This window comes from Neochlamydia sp. AcF95 (assembly GCF_018342455.1).
Classification (GTDB): Bacteria; Chlamydiota; Chlamydiia; order Chlamydiales; family Parachlamydiaceae; genus Neochlamydia.
The window spans coordinates 1-23,714 of sequence record NZ_JAEMUC010000045.1; the positions used below are offsets into that span (position 1 = coordinate 1).

General features: G+C 40.4%; 17 protein-coding genes. 3 read left to right on the top strand and 14 right to left on the bottom strand.

What is annotated here, in order from left to right:
- The coding region (locus NEOC95_RS05020) for an IS701 family transposase (protein ID WP_213151973.1) at positions 1-666 on the bottom strand (666 nt) is incomplete at its 3' end.
- Between the two features lie 158 nt (positions 667-824).
- On the opposite strand from NEOC95_RS05020, the gene NEOC95_RS05025 reads away from it, so the two are divergent.
- A complete protein-coding gene (locus tag NEOC95_RS05025; protein WP_213151975.1) occupies positions 825-1,595 on the top strand; it encodes a class I SAM-dependent RNA methyltransferase in 771 nt (256 codons plus the stop codon).
- A 267-nt stretch (positions 1,596-1,862) separates the two neighbouring features.
- On the opposite strand, the gene NEOC95_RS05030 is transcribed toward NEOC95_RS05025, so the two are convergent.
- The 5 genes from NEOC95_RS05030 to NEOC95_RS05050 form a co-directional block, all read right to left on the bottom strand.
- On the bottom strand, positions 1,863-3,272 hold the full coding sequence (locus tag NEOC95_RS05030) for a DUF4116 domain-containing protein (RefSeq protein ID WP_213151977.1): 1,410 nt from the start codon (positions 3,270-3,272) through the stop codon (positions 1,863-1,865).
- Between the two features lie 1,748 nt (positions 3,273-5,020).
- The gene (locus NEOC95_RS05035; RefSeq protein ID WP_213151979.1) at positions 5,021-8,092 is read right to left on the bottom strand and encodes a leucine-rich repeat domain-containing protein; all 3,072 of its coding nucleotides are present in this window, start codon (positions 8,090-8,092) and stop codon (positions 5,021-5,023) included.
- A 481-nt stretch (positions 8,093-8,573) separates the two neighbouring features.
- On the bottom strand, positions 8,574-9,008 hold the full coding sequence (locus NEOC95_RS05040) for a leucine-rich repeat domain-containing protein (protein WP_213151982.1): 435 nt from the start codon (positions 9,006-9,008) through the stop codon (positions 8,574-8,576).
- Between the two features lie 15 nt (positions 9,009-9,023).
- Positions 9,024-9,344, bottom strand: a complete 321-nt coding sequence (locus NEOC95_RS05045; RefSeq protein WP_213151984.1) for a hypothetical protein — start codon at positions 9,342-9,344, stop codon at positions 9,024-9,026.
- 584 nt (positions 9,345-9,928) lie between these two features.
- On the bottom strand, positions 9,929-11,500 hold the full coding sequence (locus NEOC95_RS05050; protein ID WP_213151987.1) for a DUF4116 domain-containing protein: 1,572 nt from the start codon (positions 11,498-11,500) through the stop codon (positions 9,929-9,931).
- Positions 11,501-11,740: 240 nt separating this feature from the next.
- On the opposite strand from NEOC95_RS05050, the gene NEOC95_RS05055 reads away from it, so the two are divergent.
- Complete coding sequence (locus NEOC95_RS05055; protein WP_166154933.1) at positions 11,741-11,902, top strand: hypothetical protein; 162 nt, start codon at positions 11,741-11,743, stop codon at positions 11,900-11,902.
- Positions 11,903-12,113: 211 nt separating this feature from the next.
- Here the strand turns inward: NEOC95_RS05055 and kdpC are convergent, their stop codons facing one another.
- The 7 genes from kdpC to NEOC95_RS05090 form a co-directional block, all read right to left on the bottom strand.
- Positions 12,114-12,701 (bottom strand): potassium-transporting ATPase subunit KdpC, encoded by a 588-nt coding sequence (gene kdpC / locus NEOC95_RS05060; RefSeq protein WP_283248248.1) that lies wholly within the window; start codon positions 12,699-12,701, stop codon positions 12,114-12,116.
- 10 nt (positions 12,702-12,711) lie between these two features.
- Positions 12,712-14,808: a potassium-transporting ATPase subunit KdpB gene (gene kdpB, locus NEOC95_RS05065; protein WP_213151990.1), complete on the bottom strand. Its 2,097-nt coding sequence runs from the start codon at positions 14,806-14,808 to the stop codon at positions 12,712-12,714.
- A 69-nt stretch (positions 14,809-14,877) separates the two neighbouring features.
- Positions 14,878-16,569 (bottom strand): potassium-transporting ATPase subunit KdpA, encoded by a 1,692-nt coding sequence (gene kdpA / locus NEOC95_RS05070; RefSeq protein ID WP_213151991.1) that lies wholly within the window; start codon positions 16,567-16,569, stop codon positions 14,878-14,880.
- 13 nt (positions 16,570-16,582) lie between these two features.
- Complete coding sequence (locus NEOC95_RS09840; RefSeq protein WP_502710274.1) at positions 16,583-16,714, bottom strand: potassium-transporting ATPase subunit F; 132 nt, start codon at positions 16,712-16,714, stop codon at positions 16,583-16,585.
- Between the two features lie 107 nt (positions 16,715-16,821).
- Entirely contained in the window at positions 16,822-18,048 is a 1,227-nt protein-coding gene (locus NEOC95_RS05080; protein ID WP_213151993.1) for a dihydrolipoamide acetyltransferase family protein, read from the bottom strand.
- An 11-nt stretch (positions 18,049-18,059) separates the two neighbouring features.
- Positions 18,060-19,037 carry an alpha-ketoacid dehydrogenase subunit beta gene (locus NEOC95_RS05085; protein ID WP_213151994.1) on the bottom strand — a complete coding sequence of 326 codons (978 nt, stop codon included), beginning with the start codon at positions 19,035-19,037 and terminating at the stop codon, positions 18,060-18,062.
- A 28-nt stretch (positions 19,038-19,065) separates the two neighbouring features.
- On the bottom strand, positions 19,066-20,142 hold the full coding sequence (locus NEOC95_RS05090; RefSeq protein ID WP_213151995.1) for a thiamine pyrophosphate-dependent dehydrogenase E1 component subunit alpha: 1,077 nt from the start codon (positions 20,140-20,142) through the stop codon (positions 19,066-19,068).
- Positions 20,143-20,584: 442 nt separating this feature from the next.
- Between NEOC95_RS05090 and NEOC95_RS05095 the strand changes: the two genes are divergently transcribed.
- Positions 20,585-21,007, top strand: coding sequence for an acyl-CoA thioesterase (locus NEOC95_RS05095; protein ID WP_213151997.1), 423 nt, complete (start codon positions 20,585-20,587; stop codon positions 21,005-21,007).
- A gap of 220 nt (positions 21,008-21,227) precedes the next feature.
- Here NEOC95_RS05095 and NEOC95_RS05100 read toward each other — a convergent pair whose 3' ends face one another.
- Positions 21,228-23,264: a DUF4116 domain-containing protein gene (locus tag NEOC95_RS05100; RefSeq protein ID WP_213151998.1), complete on the bottom strand. Its 2,037-nt coding sequence runs from the start codon at positions 23,262-23,264 to the stop codon at positions 21,228-21,230.
- Positions 23,265-23,714 lie beyond the last annotated feature (450 nt).

Consider the following 23,714-nt stretch of genomic DNA (forward strand, 5'->3'; position numbering starts at 1 on the left):
AAAGGTTAACTGCCTTTTATCTAATTCTCCCAATAACTCTCGTTTTTCTCCATAACCGGCATCAAAAGCAAGCGCTTCATAGGGAAAATCCTTCTTAAGAATATCATCTAAAAGTTGTAAAGCAAGCTGCCATTTCTTTAAAAACTTGTATCTTGCTTTAGGAACTTTGGCTACCTGCATTCTTTTTTTACTTTTTGTCCAAGATTGGGGAAGGAATAATTCACCTAGGATAGGAAAATGCTCTTTACCTTTTTCACAGTAATGCCACGTGACGATTGATTGACAATTAGCAATTTTTCCTAAAGCTCCACAATACTGCCTGGCTACCCCTACCGAAAACTTTCCCTTCTTGGGTAAAGAAGTGTCGTCTAGAACAAGTACTCCTTTTTTAACCCCCATGCTTTGAGCCATATGCCGTGCCAGTTGTTGTTGCATCGCTGCATGGTCCCAAGGGCTTTGATTGACAAATTGTTGAATGGCTTGTTCATTTCCTCCAGGAAGCCTTTTTGCCATGGGTTCGATAGATTTTCTTTCTCCATCTAATATTAATCCTGAAATGTATAATCTGCACCAGTGAACTCTTTCTGATCTTCCTAAGTTGGCTTTGAAAACATTAATCCATTCATTAAGTTGTTCGCGAATAGAGTTTAATTGCTCTAGATTCATTGCCCCTCCTTAATTAATAAATCTTACCTACATTAATATCAGAAAGCCACTTAACGAGGTAGTACTATATAGCTATTGATAACCAAACTATTCTGCCCATTAAGCATTGCCCTCTATTTCTTGCCGAAGAGGATTTGGCCCTTGCCGAGGTGCAGACCTTGCTAGGGAAAATTTCTTCTCAACAAGCTACTGAAGGAAAAGCAACTCTTTTTAAAACAGAAGCAAGCCACTTAATTTTAAGTTTAAATTTTGAGAAGCTTGATAAGATAGAAGCAGAGATTATCGAAGAATTCTTAAAGCAATTTCCACGCTGGAAAGGAGTCATCATAAAGGGAGGATCAAAAAAATGGGTGTGGGGTGATCCCACCAACTTTCTTGCGATCGGGGATTTAAAATTTCTTTGCTCCCCTGAAGTCTTCGTCCAAAATCATGCGGAGCAAAGCTTGAAGATCTATCAGCAAATCATTGATTTGCTTTCTCACAAAAAACAAGCTACCATTCTTGATCTTTATTGTGGCATTGGTATCTCTTCTTTACTTTTAAGCCAGCAAGACCATCGGGTCATTGGAATAGAATACAATCCTCTATCAATCGCTATGGCCAAAGAAAATGCCTACCTTAACAGATTGACGACCCCTCAATTCATTGAAGGAGACGTGGAAAAAATCCTACAAAAAGAAATGCACGGCCAGCATGCCGATATCATTATTCTCAATCCTCCTCGCCAGGGAATTACCCCCACCGTCGGAGCAGAAATTTTACGACGTTGCCCACAAGAAATTATTTATGTTTCCTGTATGCCTTCTACTCTTGCTAGAGATCTTTCACTTATCTGTGTTAAAGGTTATAAAATCTCTCTTATTCAACCTTACGACATGTTTCCCCAGACAAGCCATGTTGAAACTCTTGTCCATTTGATACGTGGCTAAAAATAAGATTAACAATGTTAACATACAGGCTCTTGTAATGGCGAAATCTATTGAAGCATGGAGAAAAAAACTTATGGCAGTTCTATTTTAAACGATTCTAATGGGGAAAGCTGTCAAAAAAGAGCTAGGAGCTCAGCTAAAAGGGTGCCTGTTTGATCTAGATACTTGCAAGAGGTAAAGTAAGGGATTAAAAAAACAAAGTCTTATCTTGTTTCAAATGAATAACAGTACTTCTTAGGCGCTCCACCCTTAGGCATGATTAAATCATTACTTGCTAGATAGCTCAAGAAGCTCTTCATCTTTCTGTAATTTCTCACTAGCATATTGAAGCGCCCAGCCATCTTGCTTAACAGCCTCAAGAACGACTCTCCTATCGTTCTGAAGCTTTTGGCTAGCATACTCAAGCGCCAAGCCGTCTTGCTGAATAGCAATGATTACAACTTCTCTATTATTTCGAAGCTCCAGGCTAGCATGTTGAAGGGCCCGACCATTACACTGGACTGCAGCAACTACAACTTCTCTATCGTTTTGAAGCTTTTGGCTAGCATACTGAAGAGCCCAGCCGTTTTGCTGCACAGCAGCAAGAATAATTTTTTTATCTTGCCGAAATTTTTGGTTAGCATACTGAAGCGCCCAACCGAATTGCTTAACGGCAGCAAAAACAACTTTTCTACTATTTCGAAGCTCGGGACTAGCATACTGGAGCGCCCAGCCGAATTTCTTAACGGCAGCAAGAACGACTTCTTTATCATTTTGAAGCTCTTGGCTAGCATACTGAAGCACCAAACTCTTATGTTGAACAGCAGCAAGGACAAATTCTTTATTATCTCGAAGTTCAGGACTAGCGTACTGAAACGCTAAATCGTCTTGCTGAATAGCAGCAAGAACGACTTCTCTATCATTTTGAAGTTTTAAGCCAGCATACTGAAGCGCCAAGCCATTTTTCTGAACAGCAGTAAGAACGATTTCTTTATCGTTTGCAAGTTCTTGGCTAGCATACTGAAGCGCCAAGCCATTTTTCTGGACAGCACTAAGAACGATCTCTCTATCGTTTTGAAGCTCTGCAGGAGCAAATTGAAGGGCTAAGCCATTTTTCTGAACAGCAGCAAGAAGGGCCTCCCTATCGCTTTGAAGCCCTTGAAGAGCAGATTGAAGCGTTGAGCCATTTTTCTGAGCAGCAACAAGAGGGGCTTCCCTATCACTTTGAAGCCCTTGGGGGGAAGACGGAAGGGTTAAGCTATTTTTCTGAACAGCAGCAAGAGAGGCTCCTTCATCACTTTGAGACTCTTTGTTAGTAGGCTGAAGCGTCAAATCACTTTGCTGAACAGCGGTAAGCACAGATTCTCTATCATTCGAGAATGCGGGAATAGCCTTCTTAAAAGCTTTGTTATTCTTTTGAGCAGCAGTATGCAGAATTTTTTTATCAATTTCTTTCTTATGAGTAACGTCCCAGATCCCCACCATTATATTTCCTAATACAGGAATCAACAAAGTTACACACCGTTTAAAACTTTTTTGATTAAGATGAGCATAGTAAGGATTTTTGGTCTCTTTTTGCTTGAAGAGTAAAATAACAGCTTTTTGAAAGATATCGACTAAATTAGTCACCGTGCTAAAGATAGGTATATAGTCAGCCTTATGATCTATAAACAGGCAGACTTTAGATAAAGAATTCATTTACATGGCACCTTATATTGTTTATTAACCTAATGTAGAGGTTATCTTTTTTTTTAAATAAATAGTTAAATTTAATAAAAGAAACTTCTAATCTATTTAAAAACATTTATTTCTTAAACGCTCTCTGACTACAAAAAATTAAAAATGCACTATCGGAGTATAAGCTACACTGTAATTATTGAAAATCTTTTAGCAAAAAACGGGATAAACATTTCTTAATTTCAGTCACATTTAAATATGCCCCTCATGGGCATTGTTGCATAAATGGCAAGAAGCGTAGACGATTAAGATTGCTCTTTAACGCTTAAGAGCTATAAAATTTAGTTTGCAAAAACAAGAATATAGGCAAGCTATCAAAAAAGCCCTCTTCCCTTATCACCTACGTAATTGACTCCATTATAACAAAGCTTTAATACAAAGAGGAAGCATTACTTTATGGTTGTCGGATGGGGGCATTAAAGGGTGAAGGAAAAATATAAGCTTAAAGGGAGAAGGAGCACTCAAACATTTACTCCCCTGTCGCTATCCTATGCATGCTGATGATTAAAGCCGTTTATCATTTGCCTCTCCTGAGCTATTCTAAGATTTTTTTTAACATTGATTGTCTTGCTGGCCTTTAAGGCTGCCTTTTCCCTGCTACACCCGCATCTATAGGCGTGCTAAAAAGCTTGGACAGAAATTTGAAGGGGCCAAGCCTTAAAGCGTCTGACAAACGCAGCCTTTACTTCCTCTTGGATGAAAGCTATGGTAAAGGAGAGCGGAAAGTGCGCCAGCCTGGCAAAGCAAAGCGGAAGACTTGGAGAAAGATTTACTTAAGCATTTGTCCAGATTCGCATGAAATTATTTTTAAGTAAATTGGCGTAAAGTAATAAAGCTGATGATTTAGTGGCGAGCCAAATGATCCCCAATCTACCTAAGAGCACAAAAACCGCTTATGGAGATAGTGCCTACGATAAGCAAGCTTTCTATCGATCATCTTATGTTCAAGGTATAGATCCTTTATTACCTCCAAGAAGAGAAGAAAGATTTAAAGCCAAGAGCCAGACGAGCCGGGAAAGAAAGAAATAATACGCTTTCGAGCAACTCTTTATGTAATTATATACTTAATAAAAAGCTTGTTTATAAGGATAGAGTCAGCCTGAAAAAAAGGTTATTTTTTTCCGGTTATGCAGACGTAGTTTTTTTAAAGGATATAATGCCTTAAAGTCGTTAAAGGTTTAGGAGGAGACAATGAGGCCAGGCAGCTTGAAACTTTGCGGCTATCCTCAAAGATCGCTTGCCAAAAGGGCGACACACCGCTTTAAAAGAAGTTTAAAGGAAATTTTCGCTCTAGTGACGCTAGCCTAGCAGCGAGCAAAATCGCAACTTTAAAAAACTTATGTTTATATAAATAAAAAAGAAATCAACCTTTCTCCAAGCTAACTCTCCTCGTAAAGGCAAGCTTTTTATTAAGTATATGACTGCATAAAAAGTTGCCCAAAAGGGCACTATATGCTACATCATTTGGCGATGAATAAGATGGCATAGCTTGCCATGCCTAAAAAGCAATGTTCAAAGAACAGCGGATGCTAACTTTGGTGATAAGCCTAATGCAAGACTCCTCTTTAAGCAGGCAAGCTATTAGGCCATTTACGCTGCAAGACCTCTTACACCATAAAGCAAAAATTCTTTCTCTAAATCCTTAAAACTTTCTAAGTCAGCAATTTGCCCTTTTAACATTATAGGTGAGGAGGCAGATATTTTTTCAGCTATAGCCTAAAACGCTGCTTCAACTCCTCGGGAATATCCTCAAGCAGATTTCCGCCTAACTTAAGATCTAGCCGCTCAGGTAGCTCCCCAATCTCTGCAGGAAGAGTGGTAAACTGGTTGTGGCTTAAGTGAAAGTTTTGCAGCCGCGAAAGCTGCCCTATCTGTACCGGAAGAGTGGTGAGTTGGTTGTTGCTTAAATCAAGCTTTGTCAGCTGAGAGAGTTGGCCTATCTCTGCTGGAAGAGAGGTAAGCTGGGTGTCCTGCAAGCCAAGCTCCCATAACTGCCAAAGCTGCCCTATCCCTGGAGGAAGGGCAGTGAGAGGGTTGCGGTTTAAGTTAAGGTCTCGCAGCTGCAAAAGCTGCCAAATCTCTGAAGGAAGGGTGGCGAGATGGTTGTTGCTTAAGTCAAGGTTTGCCAGCTGAGAGAGTTGGCCTATCTCTGCTGGAAGAGAGGTAAGCTGGTTGTTGCTTAATACAAGGCATTGCAATCGCGAAAGCTGCCAAATCTCTTTAGGAATAACAGCGAGATGGTTGTGGCTTAAGTCAAGATTTCCCAGCTGCGAAAGCTGCCCTATCTGTGCAGAAAGAGCGGTGAGTTGGTTGCCGCTTAAGTTAAGCCCTTGCAGCTGAGAGAGTTGCCCTATCTCTGCTGGAAGAGAGGTAAGCTGGGTATTCGCTAAACTAAGACCTCGTAGCTGGGCAAGCTGCCCTATCTCTGGAGGAAGGGCAGTGAGAGGGTTGTGGCTTAAGTCAATGTTTCCCAGCTGCGAAAGCTGCCCTATCTGTGCAGAAAGAGTGGTGAGTTGGTTGCTGCTTAGGTTAAGCTCATACAGCACAGAGAGCTGCCATATCTCTGCTGGAAGAGAGGTAAGCTGCGTATTCACTAAGTTAAGGCTCCGCAGCTGGGCCAGCTGCCCTATCTCTGGAGGAAGGGCAGTGAGAGGGTTGTGGCTTAAGTCAAGGTATTGCAATTGCGAGAGCTGGCAAATTTCTTTAGGGATCATGGTAAGCTGGTTGTTGCTTAATATAAGATATTGCAATTGCGGGAGCTGCCAAATCTCTTTAGGAATAACAGCGAGATAGTTGCGGCTTAAGTTAAGGTTTTGCAGCTGGGATAGCTGCCAAATCTCTTTAGGAAGGGAGGTAAGCTGGTTGTGGCTTAAATCAAGGTTTCCCAGCTGCGAAAGTTGCCAAATCTCTTTAGGAAGAGAGGTAAGCTGGGTATTACCTAGGTAAAGGCTTTGGAGCTTAGAGAGCTGCCTTATCTCTGCAGGGAGGGAGGTAAGCTGGTTTTGGTTTAATTCAAGCATTTGCAGCTCAGACAATTGCCCGATTTCTGCAGGAAGACTGGTGAGCTTGTTTTGATTTAAGTAAAGCCCTTGCAGCTCAGACAATTGCCCGATCTCTGCAGGGAGGAAGATAAGCTCATTGTCGGTTAGATTAAGCTCTTGCAGCTTAGAGAGCTGCCCTATCTCTGCAGGGAGGGAGGCAAGCAGGTTGTCGTTTAGGCTAAGCTCTTGCAGCTTAGAGAGCTGCCTTATCTCTGCAGGAAGGGAAGTAAGCCGGTTGTAGCTTAGGTTAAGCTTTTGCAGCTTAGAGAGCTGCATTATCTTCACAGGGAGGGAGGTAAGCTGGTTGCCCTCTAATTGGAGTATTTCTAGCCAAGAAAGCTGCCCTATCTCTGCAGGGAGGAAAGTAAGGAGGTTGTCCTCTAATTGGAGTACTTTTAGCTGCGAAAGCTGTCCTATCTCTGCTGGAAGGAAGGTAATCTGGTTGCTGATTAGGTCAAGCTCTTTAAGCTGAGAAAGCTTCCCTATCTCTGCCGGAAGAGACGTAAGCTGGTTGTAGCTTAAGCTAAGCATTCGCAGTTGCGATAACTGCCCTATCTTTGGCGGAAGGCTGGTAAGCCGGTTTTGGCTTAGCTTAAGCTCTTGCAGTTGAGAAAGATATCCTATCTCTGCTGGAAGGAAGGTAAGTTGATTGAGCCTTAAGTCAAGGTTTCGCAGCTGCGAAAGCTGTCCTATCGCCCCTGGAAGGAAAGTAATCTGGTTGCTGGTTAGGTCAAGCTCTTTAAGCTGCGATAGCTTCCCTATCTTCGCAGGAAGGACAGTGAGATGATTGTACTCTAATTGGAGTATTTCCAGACGAGAAAGCTGTCCTATCTCGGCAGGAAGAGAAGTAAGCTCGTTGTTGTTTAAGTAAAGATATTCCAGCTGAGAAAGCTTCCCTATCTCTGCAGGAAGGGCAGTGAGATGGTTGTTTTTTAAGAAAAGCTTCTGTAGCTTCGAAAGCTGTCCTATCTCTGCAGGAAGGGAAGTCAGTTGGTTGTCACTTAGGTTAAGCTCCGGCAACTGAGAAAGCTTTCCTATCTCTGCAGGAAGGGCTGTGAGATGGTTGTTAGTTAAGCCAAGGTATTGCAGTTGAGAAAGCTTTCCTATCTCTGCAGGAAGGGCTGTGAGATGGTTGTGGCTTAAGTCAAGATTTCGCAGCTGCGAAAGTTGTCCAATCTCTGGAGGTAAAAATGTCAAGCCGGTAGACATTAAATTTACCATTGTAATCCCTTTGCCATATCTTTCGATCCAATCTCTAAGAAGCTCTCCTTGTTTTTCTAAAGGCAAGTACTTAATGTTTTCTTGACTTAGGTATTCCTCTCCACCAGGAAGTTTTTTCCACATTAATAAGCGATTAATATTTATAAGGTAAAACGAATAATTAGCTAACGTATAACGCCTCTTTTCCTTGGTTTTCCATTGAAATTCTAACTCCATAGGAGCAAGAGTTCTAGCTAGAACAAAAGTTTGCTTAAAAATTGCCTTGGCTTTCTCTCCTTCACAAAGCCCATTCTCTAGCTTATAAACCCTATCTAAAATATGAGCCTGTTCTTTAATCCTCCCTTGAGGAAAATGAATGTTACCTATTTGCCTATAAAGAGAGGGCATGACTTCCGTAGCCAACAGATGTCGCCATCTTGTACAAACACTAAAGAGGGAGGGGCTAGCACAAGCCTTTAAGATAGGCGCTAGTATTTCATTAGGTAGGTTTTCAATGGTGATAGAAGAGCTGGGGTTCATAATATGGCTCTTTAAGATGTATACATATATATTTTATCCATTCTGCAGGGGATTATCTATACATAGAAAAAGCAGAATAAGCAAGAAAATAGTAGGAATCAATTTTCAATATTTAAGCGTGGAAAACAGAGAAATATAAAAAGCGTGGAGAAATTCTTTCCGAGTTTTTAGCAGAGAAGCAGACCTTTAGATCCTACGCCTCTATAGTAAATCAAAAGCTCTCTATATATTTAAAACTTTCTAAGCTTGCCAATGTGCCCTTTAAATGTTATAGGTGAGGAAGACAGATACTTTTCAACTACAGCTCAAAACGTTGTTTTAATTCCTCTGGTATGTTTTCCAGCAGATTTCCGTCTAACTTAAAATCTAAATCTTTAAAGCACAGTGCTATTTCTGCAGTAAGGGCAGTGAGATGGTTATTATTTAAGGGAAGCCATTGCAGCCGCGAAAGCTGCCCTATCTCTGAAGGGAGGGTGGTAAGCTAGTTATGATTTAAGCAAATTAGATAGATATGAGAAAGCTGCCCACTCTCTGCCAAAAGAGACGCAAACTGGTTACATGGTAAGTGAAGCTCTTCTAGCTGAGAAAGGTGCCGAATCTCTGCCGGAAGGGAGGTGAGCTGATTATCGAATAAGTAAAGCCTTTTCAGCTGAGAAAGCAGCCCTATTTCAGCAGGAAGAGTGGTAAGTTGGTTATCCTCTAAGCAAAGGTATTCCCGCTGAGAAAGCCGCCCTATCTCTGCCGGAAGGAAGGTAAGCTGGTCGTTGTTTAAGTCAAGCCGCCACAGCTGAGAAAGCAGCCCTATCTCTGGAGGTAAAAAGGTCAGGCTAATCTTGCTTAAGTATAACTCTTCAATATCTTGGCCATATCTTTCCATCCACTCTCTGAAAAGCTCTCCTTTTTTTGCTAGAGGCAAATACCTAATTTTTTCTTACTCTAAGTATTTTGTGCCATCAGGAAGGTTTTTCCACATTAAGAGGCGGTTAATATTTATAAGATAAGAAGAATAATTAGCCAGGTTAAAATACCTTTTTTCCTCAGTTTTCCACTTAAATTCTAACTCTACAGGAGAAAGTGAGTTAGCTAAACTAAAGATCTGCTTAAAGATAGCATTTATCTTTGCTGTTTCAGTAAGCTCTTCTTCTAGCTTATAAATCCTATCTAAAATAAAAGTCTGTTCGCTAATATCTCGTTGAGGAAAATGTATCTTACCTATTTGCTTATAAAGAGAGGGCATTATTTCTGCGTTCACCAGATGCCGCCATCTTGTACAAACGCTAACTAAGGCAGGCGAGGTGCAAACCGTTAAAATAGAAGTTAGTATTTCATTAGGTAAATGCTCAATGGTAATAGAAGGGTTAGGATTCAGGGTATAGACTCTTTTAAGCTTTATGCTTTATTTTATTTACTTTTTAGGCACTTTTATATACATAAAAAAAGCAAAATAGGCAAGAAAATGTAAAAAGGTGCCCGGAAACCTATTTTTGAATTTGCTTTCATTTTATCAATAAGCGAGAGTTTTGGGACACCTTCTTAAAAGCATATTAGATAGCTTATATGAGGAAGATAAAAGCCAGGCTTGAGGGCTTCAGCCGTGTAATTTTATCTGTTTTAAAAGGCGTACAATGAATTTATTGAAAGCTGGTGCAAAAACAAAAGTAGGAATTAAGGGTAAGAAAGCAAAAGCCGATGGAATCAAGATTACATGAGGAAAATGCCAAACGGTAAGTAAAATCTTCATGCAATTTTCCTGCAGAACAGAAGTCCTCATTGCTTTGAATTAGTAATAGCGTTTCTGTTGAGCGCTCCCTCCCTGACAAAACCACAATTAATCATTTACTTGTTACATAGCTTAAGGAGCTCTTTATCTTTTTGAAGTTGCTCACTAGCATACTGAAGAGCCATGCCATCTTGCTTAACAGCGGCAAGAACGACTTTCTTATCGTTTCGCAGCTTGTAGCTAGCATACTGAAGAGCCTGGCCGTTTTGCTTAACGGCCGTAAGTACCACCTCTTTATCATTCTTAAGATCTTCTCCAGCAAGCTGAAGTGCTATGCCATTTTGCTGGACGGCAGCAAGTACCACCTCTTTATTATTCTTAAGTTTTTCTCCAACATGCTGAAGTGCCCAACCGTTTTGCTGAACTGCGGCAACTACCACATCTTTATTATTCTTAAGATCTTCTCCAGCGTGTTTAAGTGCCCAACCGTCTTGCTGAACGGCCTCAAGCACAATATCTTTATTACTTTTAATCCATGGGCTGGCATAAAAGAGTAGATCGCCAGCTTGCCGAACAGCAGTAAGCAGCAAAAATTTATCATCTCTTAGGACCCAGGAGGCATACTGAAGTGCCCGAGGATCTTGCTGAATGGCAGCAAGCACGACTTTTCTATTGTCTTTAATTTCTTCACTGGCATATTCAAGAGCTAAACCATCCTGCTGGACAGCAGCAAGCATAACCTCTTCGTCGTTCTTAACTTTTTTGCCCCCATACTGGATAGTCAAGCATCGATGCTTAAAATCAACAAGCACAAATTGCTCATTATTTATCACCGTTTTATCAAGGTACTGGAGAGCGGGGTCTTGATGCCGAATAGCAGCAAGCACGACCTCCCTGTCGTTTTTAAGAGCTTGGCTAACATACTTAAGAGATGCGCCATTTTGTGTAACGGCAGCAATCACCACTTCTCTATTATTTTTAAGCTCTTGGCTAGCATGCTCAAGAGCTAAGCCATCTTGGCTAACAGCGGCAAGTACGACTTCCTTATCACTCCTAAGTTCTTGGCTAGCATACTTAAGAGCTAAGCCATCTTGGCTAACAGCGGCAAGTACAACTTTTTTATTATTATGTAATTCTGGATGAGAATATTTAAGAACCAAGCCGCTTTGCTTAACAGCAGCCAATACAATATCTTGATCTTTTCTAAAATCTTCGCTAGCTTGAGAAAGCTCCCATCCATTTTTCTGCATGTCAGCAAGGGCGGTAGCCTTAACTTTTTTAAACTCCTCGCTGAGATTGCCAAGCTTTAAGTCATCTTCTTGGGCAGTAACCCATGGTGCCGGTTCATTATTAATTTCTTTCCCAGCATCTTGGGGCGAGTTGATCGTTTGGCCTACTTTTGGCGGTTTTAAGTTCTTATTATCAAGTCTATACTGAGTAATATCCCAAATTCCCACCCATATATTTCCTAAAATGGGGACCAATAAAACAATGCAACGTCTAAAACTTTTTTTATTAAGATACCGGTAATAATTATTGCTTAAAGATAAGTTTCCTTCTTGCTGGTTCGATCCATAAACACATTTTTGGAAAATATTGACTAGATTAGTCACCGTACTGATTAGAGGCACGTAATCAGCCTTACGATCAATCCATATACACAATTGAGAAAAACCGCTTAGGTTCATTTTAACCCCACTTATTCTTTAAATTAAATAATATTAGCAACTATATCTTATAAAATCAATAAAACTTTATTAAAAAAAACTAATCTTCTACACGGCTAAAAAAAAACATTTTATGAGTTAATTTATTACTGCTTTTTTCTCAAGCTAAGGCGCATTCTGCCGAAGAGAGAAAGACTTAGTCGGTGTTGGGCAAATTCCCATCCAACATTCTGCCACTCAAAAGAGTAGAGCGCTATTATTATGATTAACGAAAGGCGGGATAAGAAGATAGGTCATTCTCTTTTTAGAATGCAAAAGATAGCATTAAGTAACTGTTACTTGAAGTGCTTGGATGGTTTGCCTGCCTTTTCCTTGCCTATAATAGGTGCAGGCCCTGCTATTCGTGAGGATTTAACTCTTTAGGATAAAGTTAGTTTATCTTAATCGCGTTCTAAGTTAAACAGCTTAATTTTTTAATAATTTTGATAATTTAAAAAATGTTTTTAAGAAATAATCTTTTTTATAAATTTAGAGAAATTTAAGTCTATCCATAAAATAAAATGCGTTAAAAAAAAAACGAAGCTGAAAAGATTAAAAAGCTTATTGTGCCTTTTTTTTCCCTTTATAAAATTTATCATTCCTTTTGAGCTTTATCCCATGCATCTAAAGCTAAATTAAGTTTTAGCACGTTAATATAAGGCGCGCCTAGGAAGCCCCAGCGCGGCAATTCTATTGATGCTTCGATGAGTCGAAAAATAGCCTCTTTATTATTTTCGTTCCAACCTCTTGCTTTGATTATTCGTTCTACCTGAAAGTAGGCGGTTTGCGGAGAAATATGGGGATCTAATCCGCTGGCAGAAGCAAAAAGTAACTCGCTAGGAATTAAGCGATCACTTTTCTCATCGTAGTTTTTTTTTATCTTTGCTTTACGTTTTTCAATAGCTTTTTTTAAAGCCTCGCTGGTAGGGCTTAGGTTACTCCCACCTGATGCTAAAGGATTATAATTGTTTGCCGAGGGGCGTCCCCAGAAATAGCGATTACTTTCAAAATTTTGTCCGATCAAGGCAGCTCCTACCACCTTTCCATTAAAAGAAATAAAATCCCCTTCAGCTTTATTTTTGATAGTTAGATACGCTATAAAAGTAATGAAGAAAGGGTAGATAATTCCTGTTAAAGCTGTTAGCCACAGAAACATTTTGAAGCTAGTCCAAATTCTTAACATATAAACTCTCTTACTCTACAAAGCTAAAAAAGGTGATTAAAATATCGATAAGTTTTATTCCTACAAAAGGAGCCACAAGTCCTCCTAATCCATAGATGAGGAGATTATTTCTTAACAAAGCTTGTGCCGACTGAGCATTATATTGGATTCCTCTTAAAGCTAGGGGTATTAAAGCCACGATGATTAAAGCATTAAAAATAATAGCACTTAAAACAGCACTCTGAGGTGAATTTAAGCCCATAATGTTAAGTACAGACAGAGGGCCAGAGCCTCCTTTATCTCCTATATACAATGCTCCAAAGATCGCTGGAATGATGGCAAAATATTTAGCTACATCATTAGCTATACTAAAAGTTGTTAAAGCCCCCCTTGTCATCAACATCTGTTTGCCGATTTCTACAATGTCAATTAACTTGGTAGGATTGCTGTCTAAATCTACCATATTGCCAGCTTCTCTAGATGCCTGCGTGCCTGTATTCATTGCTACACCTACATCCGCCTGAGCTAAAGCAGGTGCATCATTGGTGCCATCGCCTGTCATAGCCACTAGCCTTCCATTCTCTTGTTCGCTTTTAATTTTTGCTAATTTTATCTCGGGTGTAGCTTCAGCAATAAATTCATCTACTCCAGCTTCTGCTGCAATAGCTGCAGCGGTCAAGTGATTGTCACCAGTAACCATTACAGTACGAATGCCCATGCGTCGCATCTGCGCAAATCTTTCTTGGATACCTCCTTTGATGATATCTTTAAGATGGATGATCCCTACAATTTTATCTTCATCGCTGACCAGTAAAGGTGTTCCTCCTTTGCTTGCTATAGTTTGTATAGCAGCATCTAGCTGATCAAAATAATGCCCTCCTAAGCTCGTCAGATGTTTTTTAATTGCTTCTGTAGAGCCTTTGCGTATGCGCCGTACAACCTTTCCTAAACCATCTACGAAATCGATGCCGCTCATGCGCGTAGTGGCTGAGAAAGGAACAACGATAGAGTTTCTTGTATCCAAAGATTCAGCCCTTAAGCCAAATAATTTTTTAGCAAGAACTACAATAGAACGGCCCTCTGGAGTTTCATCAGATAAAGAAGCTAGCTGAGCAATTTCTGCAAAAGCTTTTTCATCTATGCCTACGGCAGGTAGAAAAGCTGTAGCCATTCTATTGCCGATAGTAATTGTGCCTGTTTTATCGAGTATCAACAAATCTATATCTCCTGCAGCTTCCACCGAGCGGCCGCTTAAAGCTATTACGTTGCGCCTAAATAAACGATCCATTCCTGCAATTCCTACCGCACTTAGCAATGCGCTAATGGTCGTAGGGATTAAGCAAATTAGCAGAGCCACTAAAATAGGAAAGGTGAGGAGTTGGGAAATATCTTGCTTAGAAGCGTGGGCACTATATTCTCCAAAAGCTTTCAAGGAAGCGATGGTGATAAGGAAAATAATACTTAAAGCCGAAAGCACGATATGCAAAGCAATTTCATTAGGTGTCTTCTGACGTTTGGCACCTTCAATTAAGCGTATCATGCGGTCTAAAAAATTATTTCCGGGCTCTGCAGTCACTTGAATACGCAGGCGATCGCTCAACACCCTAGTTCCTGCCGTTACAGCGCTTCTATCTCCTCCACTTTCTCTAATGACAGGTGCTGATTCACCTGTTATAGCTGATTCATCAATGGTAGCAGCACCTTCTATGACATCCCCGTCGGTAGGAATAATATCCCCTGCTTCACAAATTATTACATCACCTTTTTTTAACTGATCTGCAGGAATTTTTATCTCTATTCCATTGATCTCTTGACGAGCATTAGCTTGAACTTTTGTTTTTCTTAAACTTGCTGCTTGTGCTTTTCCTCTACTTTCGGCAATGGATTGAGCAAAATTAGCAAAAAGGATTGTAAACCATAACCAAAGAGCAATTTGCAAATTAATCCACGTTAACTGCTGATAAAAAACCTCCTGGATGACATAACCTGTGGTAGACAGTGCTCCAAGATAAGTCACAAACATGACAGGATTTTTAAATTGATCCTGAGGAGCCAGCCTCTTGATTGCTTCTTTAAGAGCATCTGCAGCAATTTTCACAGTTAGCAAACTCTTTTGGTTAAACTGCATTCGATCTCCTTTATCCGCAAATTTTGATCCCTTATTTGACATTATTTTCATCTATCTATTTTTCTGAATTTAAAATGTCTGCCCTTTAAGCATTAAAAGATGCTCCGCTAAGGGACCTAACGACCATGCAGGAAAAAATGTTAAAGCTCCTACGATAAGGATCACACATAAAAGTAAAAAAGCGAACAAAGGAGAGCTAATGGAAAAATCCCCGGGAGAAAGAGGGGAAGCCCTTTTGGAGGCAAGTAAGCCCGCTATAGCCAGGCTAGACAAAATTATTGAACTCCTACTTATTAACATGACTATTCCCAGGAACAGATTGTAATAAAGTGTATTAGCATCTATTCCAGCAAACGCACTACCATTATTACCTGCAGCTGAGGAAAAAGCATATAAAATTTCTGATAAACCATGAGGGCCCTGATTTCCTAAGCTAGTAAGGGCTTCTGGCAGTACGCAAGAGAGCCCACTCCCTATGAGGATGAGAAAGCTAGGCATCAAAATAGCTAGCATTAACCATTGCATTTCTTTTCTCTCAATTTTTTTACCTAAGTAGACTGGCGTCCTTCCTACCATAAGGCCTGCAAGAAAAACTGTAAGGATGGCAAACATGATCATCGAGCATAGTCCTACCCCTATCCCTCCAAAAACTATCTCTCCTAGCATCATGTTAAGCATAGCCATGCCTCCGCTTAGCGGCGATAGGCTAGAAAGCATAGCATTAACTGAGCCGTTTGACGTAGCTGACGTTGACATAGCCCATACAAGACTAAGGTTAGTTCCTAGCCGGGTCTCTTTTCCTTCGAGGAAAGGAGATACATCCATAGCAAGATTCATGAGTTTTTCCGCATAGAAGGAAATACCTAAGCCTACAACCCAAAGAGCTATCATAACAGCGAAAAGATTCCATGCATGCTTTTTGGCATCGATTAAGATTCCATAGGCATATACGGAAGCCGCTGGTATTAGCAAAATAGCAAGCATTTCAAAAAGATTAGTAACAAGGGAAGGATTTTCAAAAGGATGGGCACTATTAGCATTAAAAAAGCCTCCGCCATTTGTTCCCAGCTGTTTGATAGCTACCTGGGAGGCTACGGGTCCTAGAGGAATGGTTTGCTGAGAATTCTCCAAGGTAGTCACTTCAATGTAAGGGGAAAAGGTTTGAACGACCCCTTCGCTAATCAATAGTAAAGCTAGTAGTATAGAAAGAGGTAGCAGTATATAAACGATAGAACGGATAAGATCGCTCCAAAAATTGCCTATGTGTCTAGTATTTTTGCTCACAAGGCCTCGAATTAAAGCTAATAAGGTAGCTAATCCAGTGGCTGCGCTCAAAAAATTGTGCGCGGCCAGCCCAAGCATTTGCGTCAAATAGCTCATCGTGTTTTCACCTGCATAGGCTTGCCAGTTAGTATTAGTAATAAAGCTGATTGCTGTATTAAAGGCTAATGGCCATGGAACTGAGGGAAAATGCTGGGGATTAAGAGGAAGGAGGTGCTGGAAAAGCTGCAGAAAAAAAAGGCCTAAAAAACTTATGCCATTGAAAATAAAAAGGGCGGTCGCATATTCAAGCCAACTCATCTCTTTTTTTGCATCTACGCTACTGACGCGATAAGATAAATGCTCTAAGCCTCCTAAAAGAAAATGTACGGCAGTTTTTTGATCGGTAAATATTTTAGCCATATATCTACCTAGAACAGGGATTAACGCTATGAGAAGAATAAGAAAGAAAAGGAGTGTAATCCACTCGGCATAGGACATAAGTGATCTTCTCTTAAAATTTTTCGGGGTGAAGAAGAGTATATATCAAATAAGCTAAGACGGCAAATGCCAAGGCTCCCGCTAAAATAAAATCCATCGACATACTCCTCCTACACGCATAAAAGCTATCATGTAAATTGTACATTAACTATTTCAAAAAAAATTTACAAATAAAAAAGCAAAATAGCAATACAAAAGCTCTCTAGGGAAAACAAGCTTTTTTAAAATGTGTAAACCTAGGAATAGCTATTTTTACAATAGAGGGGCTGGATTCTTGATAAGGTGAGCATAATAGTGAGAAAAAGCTGCCGCTTGATCGCCATCTATGATCCTATGGTCAAAACTCCAGGATAAATTAAGAACATCCCTGAGCACTACTTCATCATTACAAGCCCATGGCTGTTTTTGAATGCGATTAACGGCTAAGATAGCTACTTCAGGATAATTAATGATAGGCGTCGCCCATAGGCCACCATCCCCTAAGACCCCAAAGTTACTGATAGTAATAGTCCCTTCTTTCATCTCACTCGGCTGAAGTTTATTAGTATTAGCTCTATTTTTAAGTTCCTCATAAGCATAAATTAGATCGATCAAAGAAAGAGCTTGAACATTTTTAAGTACCGGTACTATTAATCCTAGTGGCGATGCCATGGCAATGCCTATATGATGATGCTGATGAATAATCAGCTTATGTTGATCCACCGAACTATTAAACTGAGGAAATTTATTTAAAGTTAAACTTAAAGCTTTAAGCAAAAAAGGCATATAAGTGACTTGAATATTCTTTTTAGCCCCTTCTTCTTTAAATTTTTGGCGTAAACGCACAAGCCTTGTCGCCTCAGCTTTTTCAAAATAAGAAAAATGAGGAATTTTACGTTTGGATTCTACCATTTTTTGGTACATTAAATTTTTAATGCCTATGATAGGAAGCTCTTTATCTTCTTCAAGACGAAGAACAGGAGTATCTAAATTTTCCTTGGGCCAAGGTCGAACATATTGACGTAAATCTTCCGGTCTTACGCGACCTGCTTTGCCCATTCCTTGAACTTGGCAGATATCAATTCCCATTTCTTGAGCTAATTTCCTTGTAGAAGGCAGAGCTAAAATGTTCGATGATCCAGGTGCAAGAGCAGGGGCACTCATATGACTAGGAGCAAGCGGAGGCAAAGGACAAGGCATAGGGAGAGAACTTTCTTTAAGCCTAGACTGAGGGGCGGGCACTGCTGTATGTCCTTCAAGTAATTCTATATCATAAAGAGGTTTTCCTTTAATCGATATCTCCCCCGGCTTATAGTAATGTTTGGCTATTTTTCCAGGATAAGGGGAAGGAAGTTCTACAGTAGCTTTATCAGTCATCACAATTACGACAGGCTCATCTTGCAAGACAGTATCCTGAACATCTTTAAGCCATTCAACCACTTCTCCTTCGATAACCCCTTCCCCAATATCAGGCAAGGTCACGGTATGAATTTTAGCCATATAGTCTTCCGTTAGTAATTAAGGGTTTCTAAAATTGCCTTCTTAACGCGAGGAGTATCGGGCAAATATTCTTTCTCTAAAGTATGAGGAAAAGGTGTGTCTAAGCCGCAGCAACGTTTAACAGGTGCTTGAAGTTTTAGCAAGCAATGTTCATGAATCAATGCCGAAATCTCGGCACCAAAACCTTGAGTTAAAGGCGCTTCATGGCAAACAACACAGCGACCTGTCTTATTGACTGATGCGACTAAGGTATGAATATCTAAAGGATTTAAAGTACGTAGGTTTATAACTTCTACATCAATATTTTCTTGCTGGGCCAACTCCTCTGCCGCCTGCTTATTTTGATGATGCTGGGCTCCCCAGCCAATCAAGGTTATGTCCCTACCGGCACGTTCCACATGGGCTTGGCCAAAAGGAATTAAATATTCTTCTTCAGGTACTTCTTGCTTTAAAGAGCGGTAAATCCTTTTGGGTTCTAATAACAGGACAGGATCATTGGAACGAATAGCAGAGGCAAGCAATCCTTTAGCATCATAAGGAGAAGAAATTACTGCTACCACCAGGCCGGGAATATGAAGGAAGAAAGCCTCTGGCGATTGAGAATGGTAATGTCCTCCATGAATCCCTCCCCCATAGGGAGTGCGTATAACCATCGCGCTGCTGTACTGGTTGCCGGTGCGATAACGCATCTTAGCCATCTCGTTAACAATCTGGTCAAAAGCTGGGTAGATATAATCGGCAAATTGAATTTCACAGATAGGCTTAAGGCCTTTTTGTGCAATGCCTATACCAAAACCTACGATGCCAGCTTCTGCCAAAGGAGTATCAAAGCAACGCTCTTCCCCAAATTTTTCTTGCAAGCCAGTGGTTACGCGAAAGACCCCTCCGAAGGCTCCTACATCCTCACCAAAAGTTAGTAAATGTGCGTCACGTGTAAACTCTTGATGAAGAGTGTGATTTAAAGATTGAATAATGTTCATGATAGCCATGTTAACCTACTAAACAAATATGGGGGGTTTATGCATGATAAAGCGATTGGATGTCTTCGTACTGAGCTGCAAGGCTAGCTGGCACTTCAAAATATACATCTTCTATAAGAGAATCTAAAGCAGGCCTACCGGTCTTTTTGGCCACCTGAATGGCTTCTGTAATTTCTTTATTAATAGAATCTAAATAACTTTTCTCTCGTTGCACATCCCATAAACCTTGCTTTTCCAAAAAATTCTTTAAGCGAGTGATGGGACAAGCTAATTGCTTCTCTAAAACTTCTTTCTCTTGACGATAGACTGAAGGGTCATCCGAGGTAGAATGGGCTCCTAACCGATAGGTCATGGCTTCAATGAAAACTGGACCTTGCCCTTCTATGCATGCCTGCCTAGCTTGAGACACCGCTTCATAAATAGCAAAAAAATCGTTACCATCAACCCGATAAGTGGTTATATTTCTTCCTATCACTTGGGGGGCCACTCCATCGCTAATAAACTGACATGAGGCTGGTGTAGAAATGGCATATCCATTATTTCGACAAAAGAAAATCGCAGGAGCTTTTCTTACTGCCGCAAAGTTCAAGCCTACATGAAAATCTCCTTCGGAAGTGGCTCCTTCACCAAAATAAGCTACCGCAACTGTATTTTCTTTTTGAATTTTCATGGCATAAGCACAGCCAGCAGCATGAGGAATTTGCGTACCAATAGGGGAAGATACTTGTACAACATTTAAAGCGCGAGATCCAAAATGATTAGGCATTTGCCTTCCCAAAATAAGATCTTCTTTGTTACAAAACATTTGGTGAATATATTGCTGTGGAGTAAACCCTCGCCAAAACATAATACCACTTTCCCTATATTGAGGATAAAGCCAATCTTCAAATGAAAGAGCAGCAGCACTTGCAACAGAGCAGGCCTCCTCGCCAAAAGAGCTTAAAGCAAAGGAAATCATTCCTTGACGTTGAAGGGTTATCATTCTTTCATCTAAGCGGCGTGTTAAAACCATTGTTTGATAAGCTTTAACTAACACCCCCTCCGCAATATCTACTTTACAATTCGAAGAAAGTTCGCCCTGGACATTTAAATAGGTACGCGTTGGAATGGCCATTTTTATTTATTCCCCCATTAAGCTTATTAAGACGAGCTAAATTCTCCATAATTTTAAATGGCTAATAAACTCAGTCAGGCATTTTAACATAAAAAAATTTATGAAGCTGCTTATTTTTCTTCGATTTTGACCCATTACTGTCCGCATTAAGAGGATCTGCTTTGCAAGCAGTTAAGGGATATATAAAGCTTTAGAGGGGATTTTATAAAGCGTTTGCAGCGCCAAAAACACTCCCAAATAGCTATTTTTTCTATTTGCAGAGTTTTTTGATTTGCATTTGCTACTTAGTATTAAAGGCTTAACTAGCCGGCATGGGTGGCCGCTTATCATTTTACATCTTTTGCCTTTCAATAGTTTATGCAAGATGTTATGAAGAATGGACTTAATGACTACTTAGCAAATAATCATCTAAAAATTTATAGGAAAACCTTAAGGACCTAACATGTTTATCAGTTATAACAAAGTAAGAATGCATGACACGGATATGGCAGGTATCCTTTATTTCGCTAAGCAATTTCGCTTCGTACATGACGCCCTAGAAGATCTAATGGACCAGGAAGGAATCACTTTAGATCACCTTTTCCACCATTCCTCCTTTGCCTTCGTAGTCGTACATGCCGAAGCAGACTATCTAAAACCAGTTAAAGTAGGAGATGCATTAGAGGTGCATGTTGAAGTGGTTCATCTAGGGACAACCTCTTTTTCTTTTGCTTACAAAATTTTCAAAAAAGCAGGTCATGTGCTGATCGGCAAAGCTAAAACTGTACACGTTTGCCTAGATACTCAGACCCGCTCAAAAATACCACTTCCCGACGAACTAAAGAATATATTAAAAAAATATCAGCCTATCCAGCAAAAAATTTAGCTTTTCTCCTATAAAAAGTTGTATGAGTGCCTTAATAATGGGCCTAATTTCTACCCCCTCCTTATTTTGGAAGAAACAAAAGTAAAAAGTTCTTTGGCTTATCTCCTAGCTTATACGCTTAAAAAAACTTAGCCTACATATTCAAAAGCTTTCTCACTAGTTAAACAGAGGGCTTTTATAAAGTATGGGGCTGCATAATAAGTAATTCAAAAGCGCATGACTATAAACTTATTTGTTTTTGCCTAACTATAAGCCTTAAATCTTTTTGAAGTTTGTGGCTAGCATGCTTAAGTGCCCGGCTGTTTTGCAGGACGGCAGCAAGGGCAATTCCCTCGTGGTTCTGCAGCTCTTCGCTAGCATACTTAAGTGCCCGGCCATATTGCTTAACAGCCGCAAGAACGATTTCCTTGTCGTTCTGCAGCTCTTCGCTAGCATATCGAAGTGCCCGACCGTATTGCTTAACAGCCGCAAGAACGAATTCCCTGCCGCGCCACACCTCTTTGCTAGCATACTCAAGCGCCAAGTAGTCTTTCTTGGCAGCCACAAGGACAATCTCTTTGTCTTTCCGCAGCTCTTGGCTAGCATGTCGAAGCGCCAAGCCATTTTGCTGAACTGCAGCAAGGACAATTTCCTCGTCGTTCTGCAGCTCTTGGCTAGCATAGCAAAGGGCCCAACCATGTTGCTGAACAGCAGCAAGGGCTATTTCCTTGTCGCTCCACAACTCTGCGCTAGCATACTGAAGCGTTAAACCATCTTGCTGAACGGCAGCAAGGACAATTTCCTTGTTATTCTGCAGCTCTTCGCTAGCATACTGAAGGGCCAAGCCATTTTGCTGAACAGCCGTAAGAACGATTTCTTTGTCGTTCCGTAGCTCTTCGCTAGCATATTCAAGCGTGCAACCGCATTGCTTAATAGCGGCAAGAACGATTTCCCTGTCGTTTTGAAGTGCTGGGCTACTATACTGAAGCACCCAGCCGTATTTCTGAACAGCAGCAAGAATGATCTCCTTGTCGTTCCGCCGCTCTTCGCTAGCATACTTAAGCGCCCAGCCGTATTTCTGGACAGCAGCAAGAACGATTTCTTTGTCGTTCTGCAGCTCTTCGTTAACATGCCGAAGCGCCAAGCCGTTTTGCTGAACAGCCGTAAGAGCGATTTCCGTGTGGTTCCGTAGCTCTTTGCTAGCATACTTAAGTGCCAGCCCGTTTTGCTTGACAGCCGCAAGAACGATTTCCTCGTGGTTCTGCAGCTCTTCGCTAGCATGCCGAAGAGCCAAACCGTTTTGCTTAACGGCCGCAAGAACGATTCCCTTATTATTCCGCAGTGCCACACTAACATACCGAAGTGCCAAACCGTTTTGCTTAACGGCCGCAAGAACGATTTCCTTATTATTCCGCAGTGCCACACTAACGTACCGAAGTGCCAAACCGTTTTGTTGAACAGCCGTAAGGACGATTCCCTTGTGATTCCGCAGTTTTTCATTAGCATACTGGAGCGCCAAACCGTTTTGCTGAACAGCCGTAAGAACGATTCCCTCGTGATTCTGCAGTTCTTCACTAGCATACTGAAGCGCCAAACCATCTTCCTTAATAGCCGCAAGAGCGATTCCCTTGTGATTCCGCAGTTTTTCACTAGCATACTGAAGCGCCAAGCCGTTTTGCTGGACAGCCGCAAAGACGATTCCCTCGTGATTCCGCTGCTCTTCGCTAGCATACTGAAGAGCCAAACCATCTTCCTTAACAGCCGCAAGAGCGATTCCTTTGTCGTTCCGTAGCTCTCTGCTAGCATACTTAAGCGCCAGTCCACATTTTTGAACAGCCGCAAGAACAACTTGCTTATCATTTCGAAGCTTTAAACTAGCATACTTAAGGGCTAAGCCATCATACTGAATAGCGATAAGAACGGCTTCCTTATCATTTTTAAACCTGCAGATAGCCTCTTTAAAAGCCTTCTTATCATTCTTCTGAATTGCAGTATGCAGGGCGTCTCTATCATTCTCTTTGCAAGGATGGGTAAAATCCCAAATTCCAACGAGTATATTCCCTAACACGGGAATCAACAAAATTATACAGCGCTTAAAAGTCTTCTGTTTAAGGTAAGTACAGTAAAGGCTTTTAGATATATTTTCTTTTTCCTTTAAAGGTAAGACAACTACTTTTTGAAAGATATCGACTAAATTAACCACCGTGCTGGCGATAGGGATGTAATCAGCCTTATGATTAATAGATAAGCACGCTCTGGATAGAAAATTTATTGCCATGGTATCTTTGTAATTTATTCTTTTATAAAAAGCATGCTTCCTTCAAAAAAGCTATTCACAAGCATGCTTTCTTAATCGATTGATCTAAAAACCTATCGAACAAATAAAGGCCGTTTAAGAACTAGACCTTTAATTACCTGATTAATTTAGTTATATTAATTTATACGCATAAAGAAAAATCATAACACGTATTATTATTTTTTATCTATAACAATACTTCATATTTTTATTTTACTAATCATTATTGCCTCGTCAAGTGTCATGCTGATAGTAATGTATCTAAGGTTTATTAATTAAGAAAGGGGTAATCGACCTGGGGCAATTAAATTCTATTCGCGAACAACTTAATGAATGGATGAATATTTTTAAAGCCAACTTAGGAAGATGAGATTTAGAAAGGGAGAATGTAAATTTCCATCGGACAGCTAGACTAAAAAAATGAAAATCCAA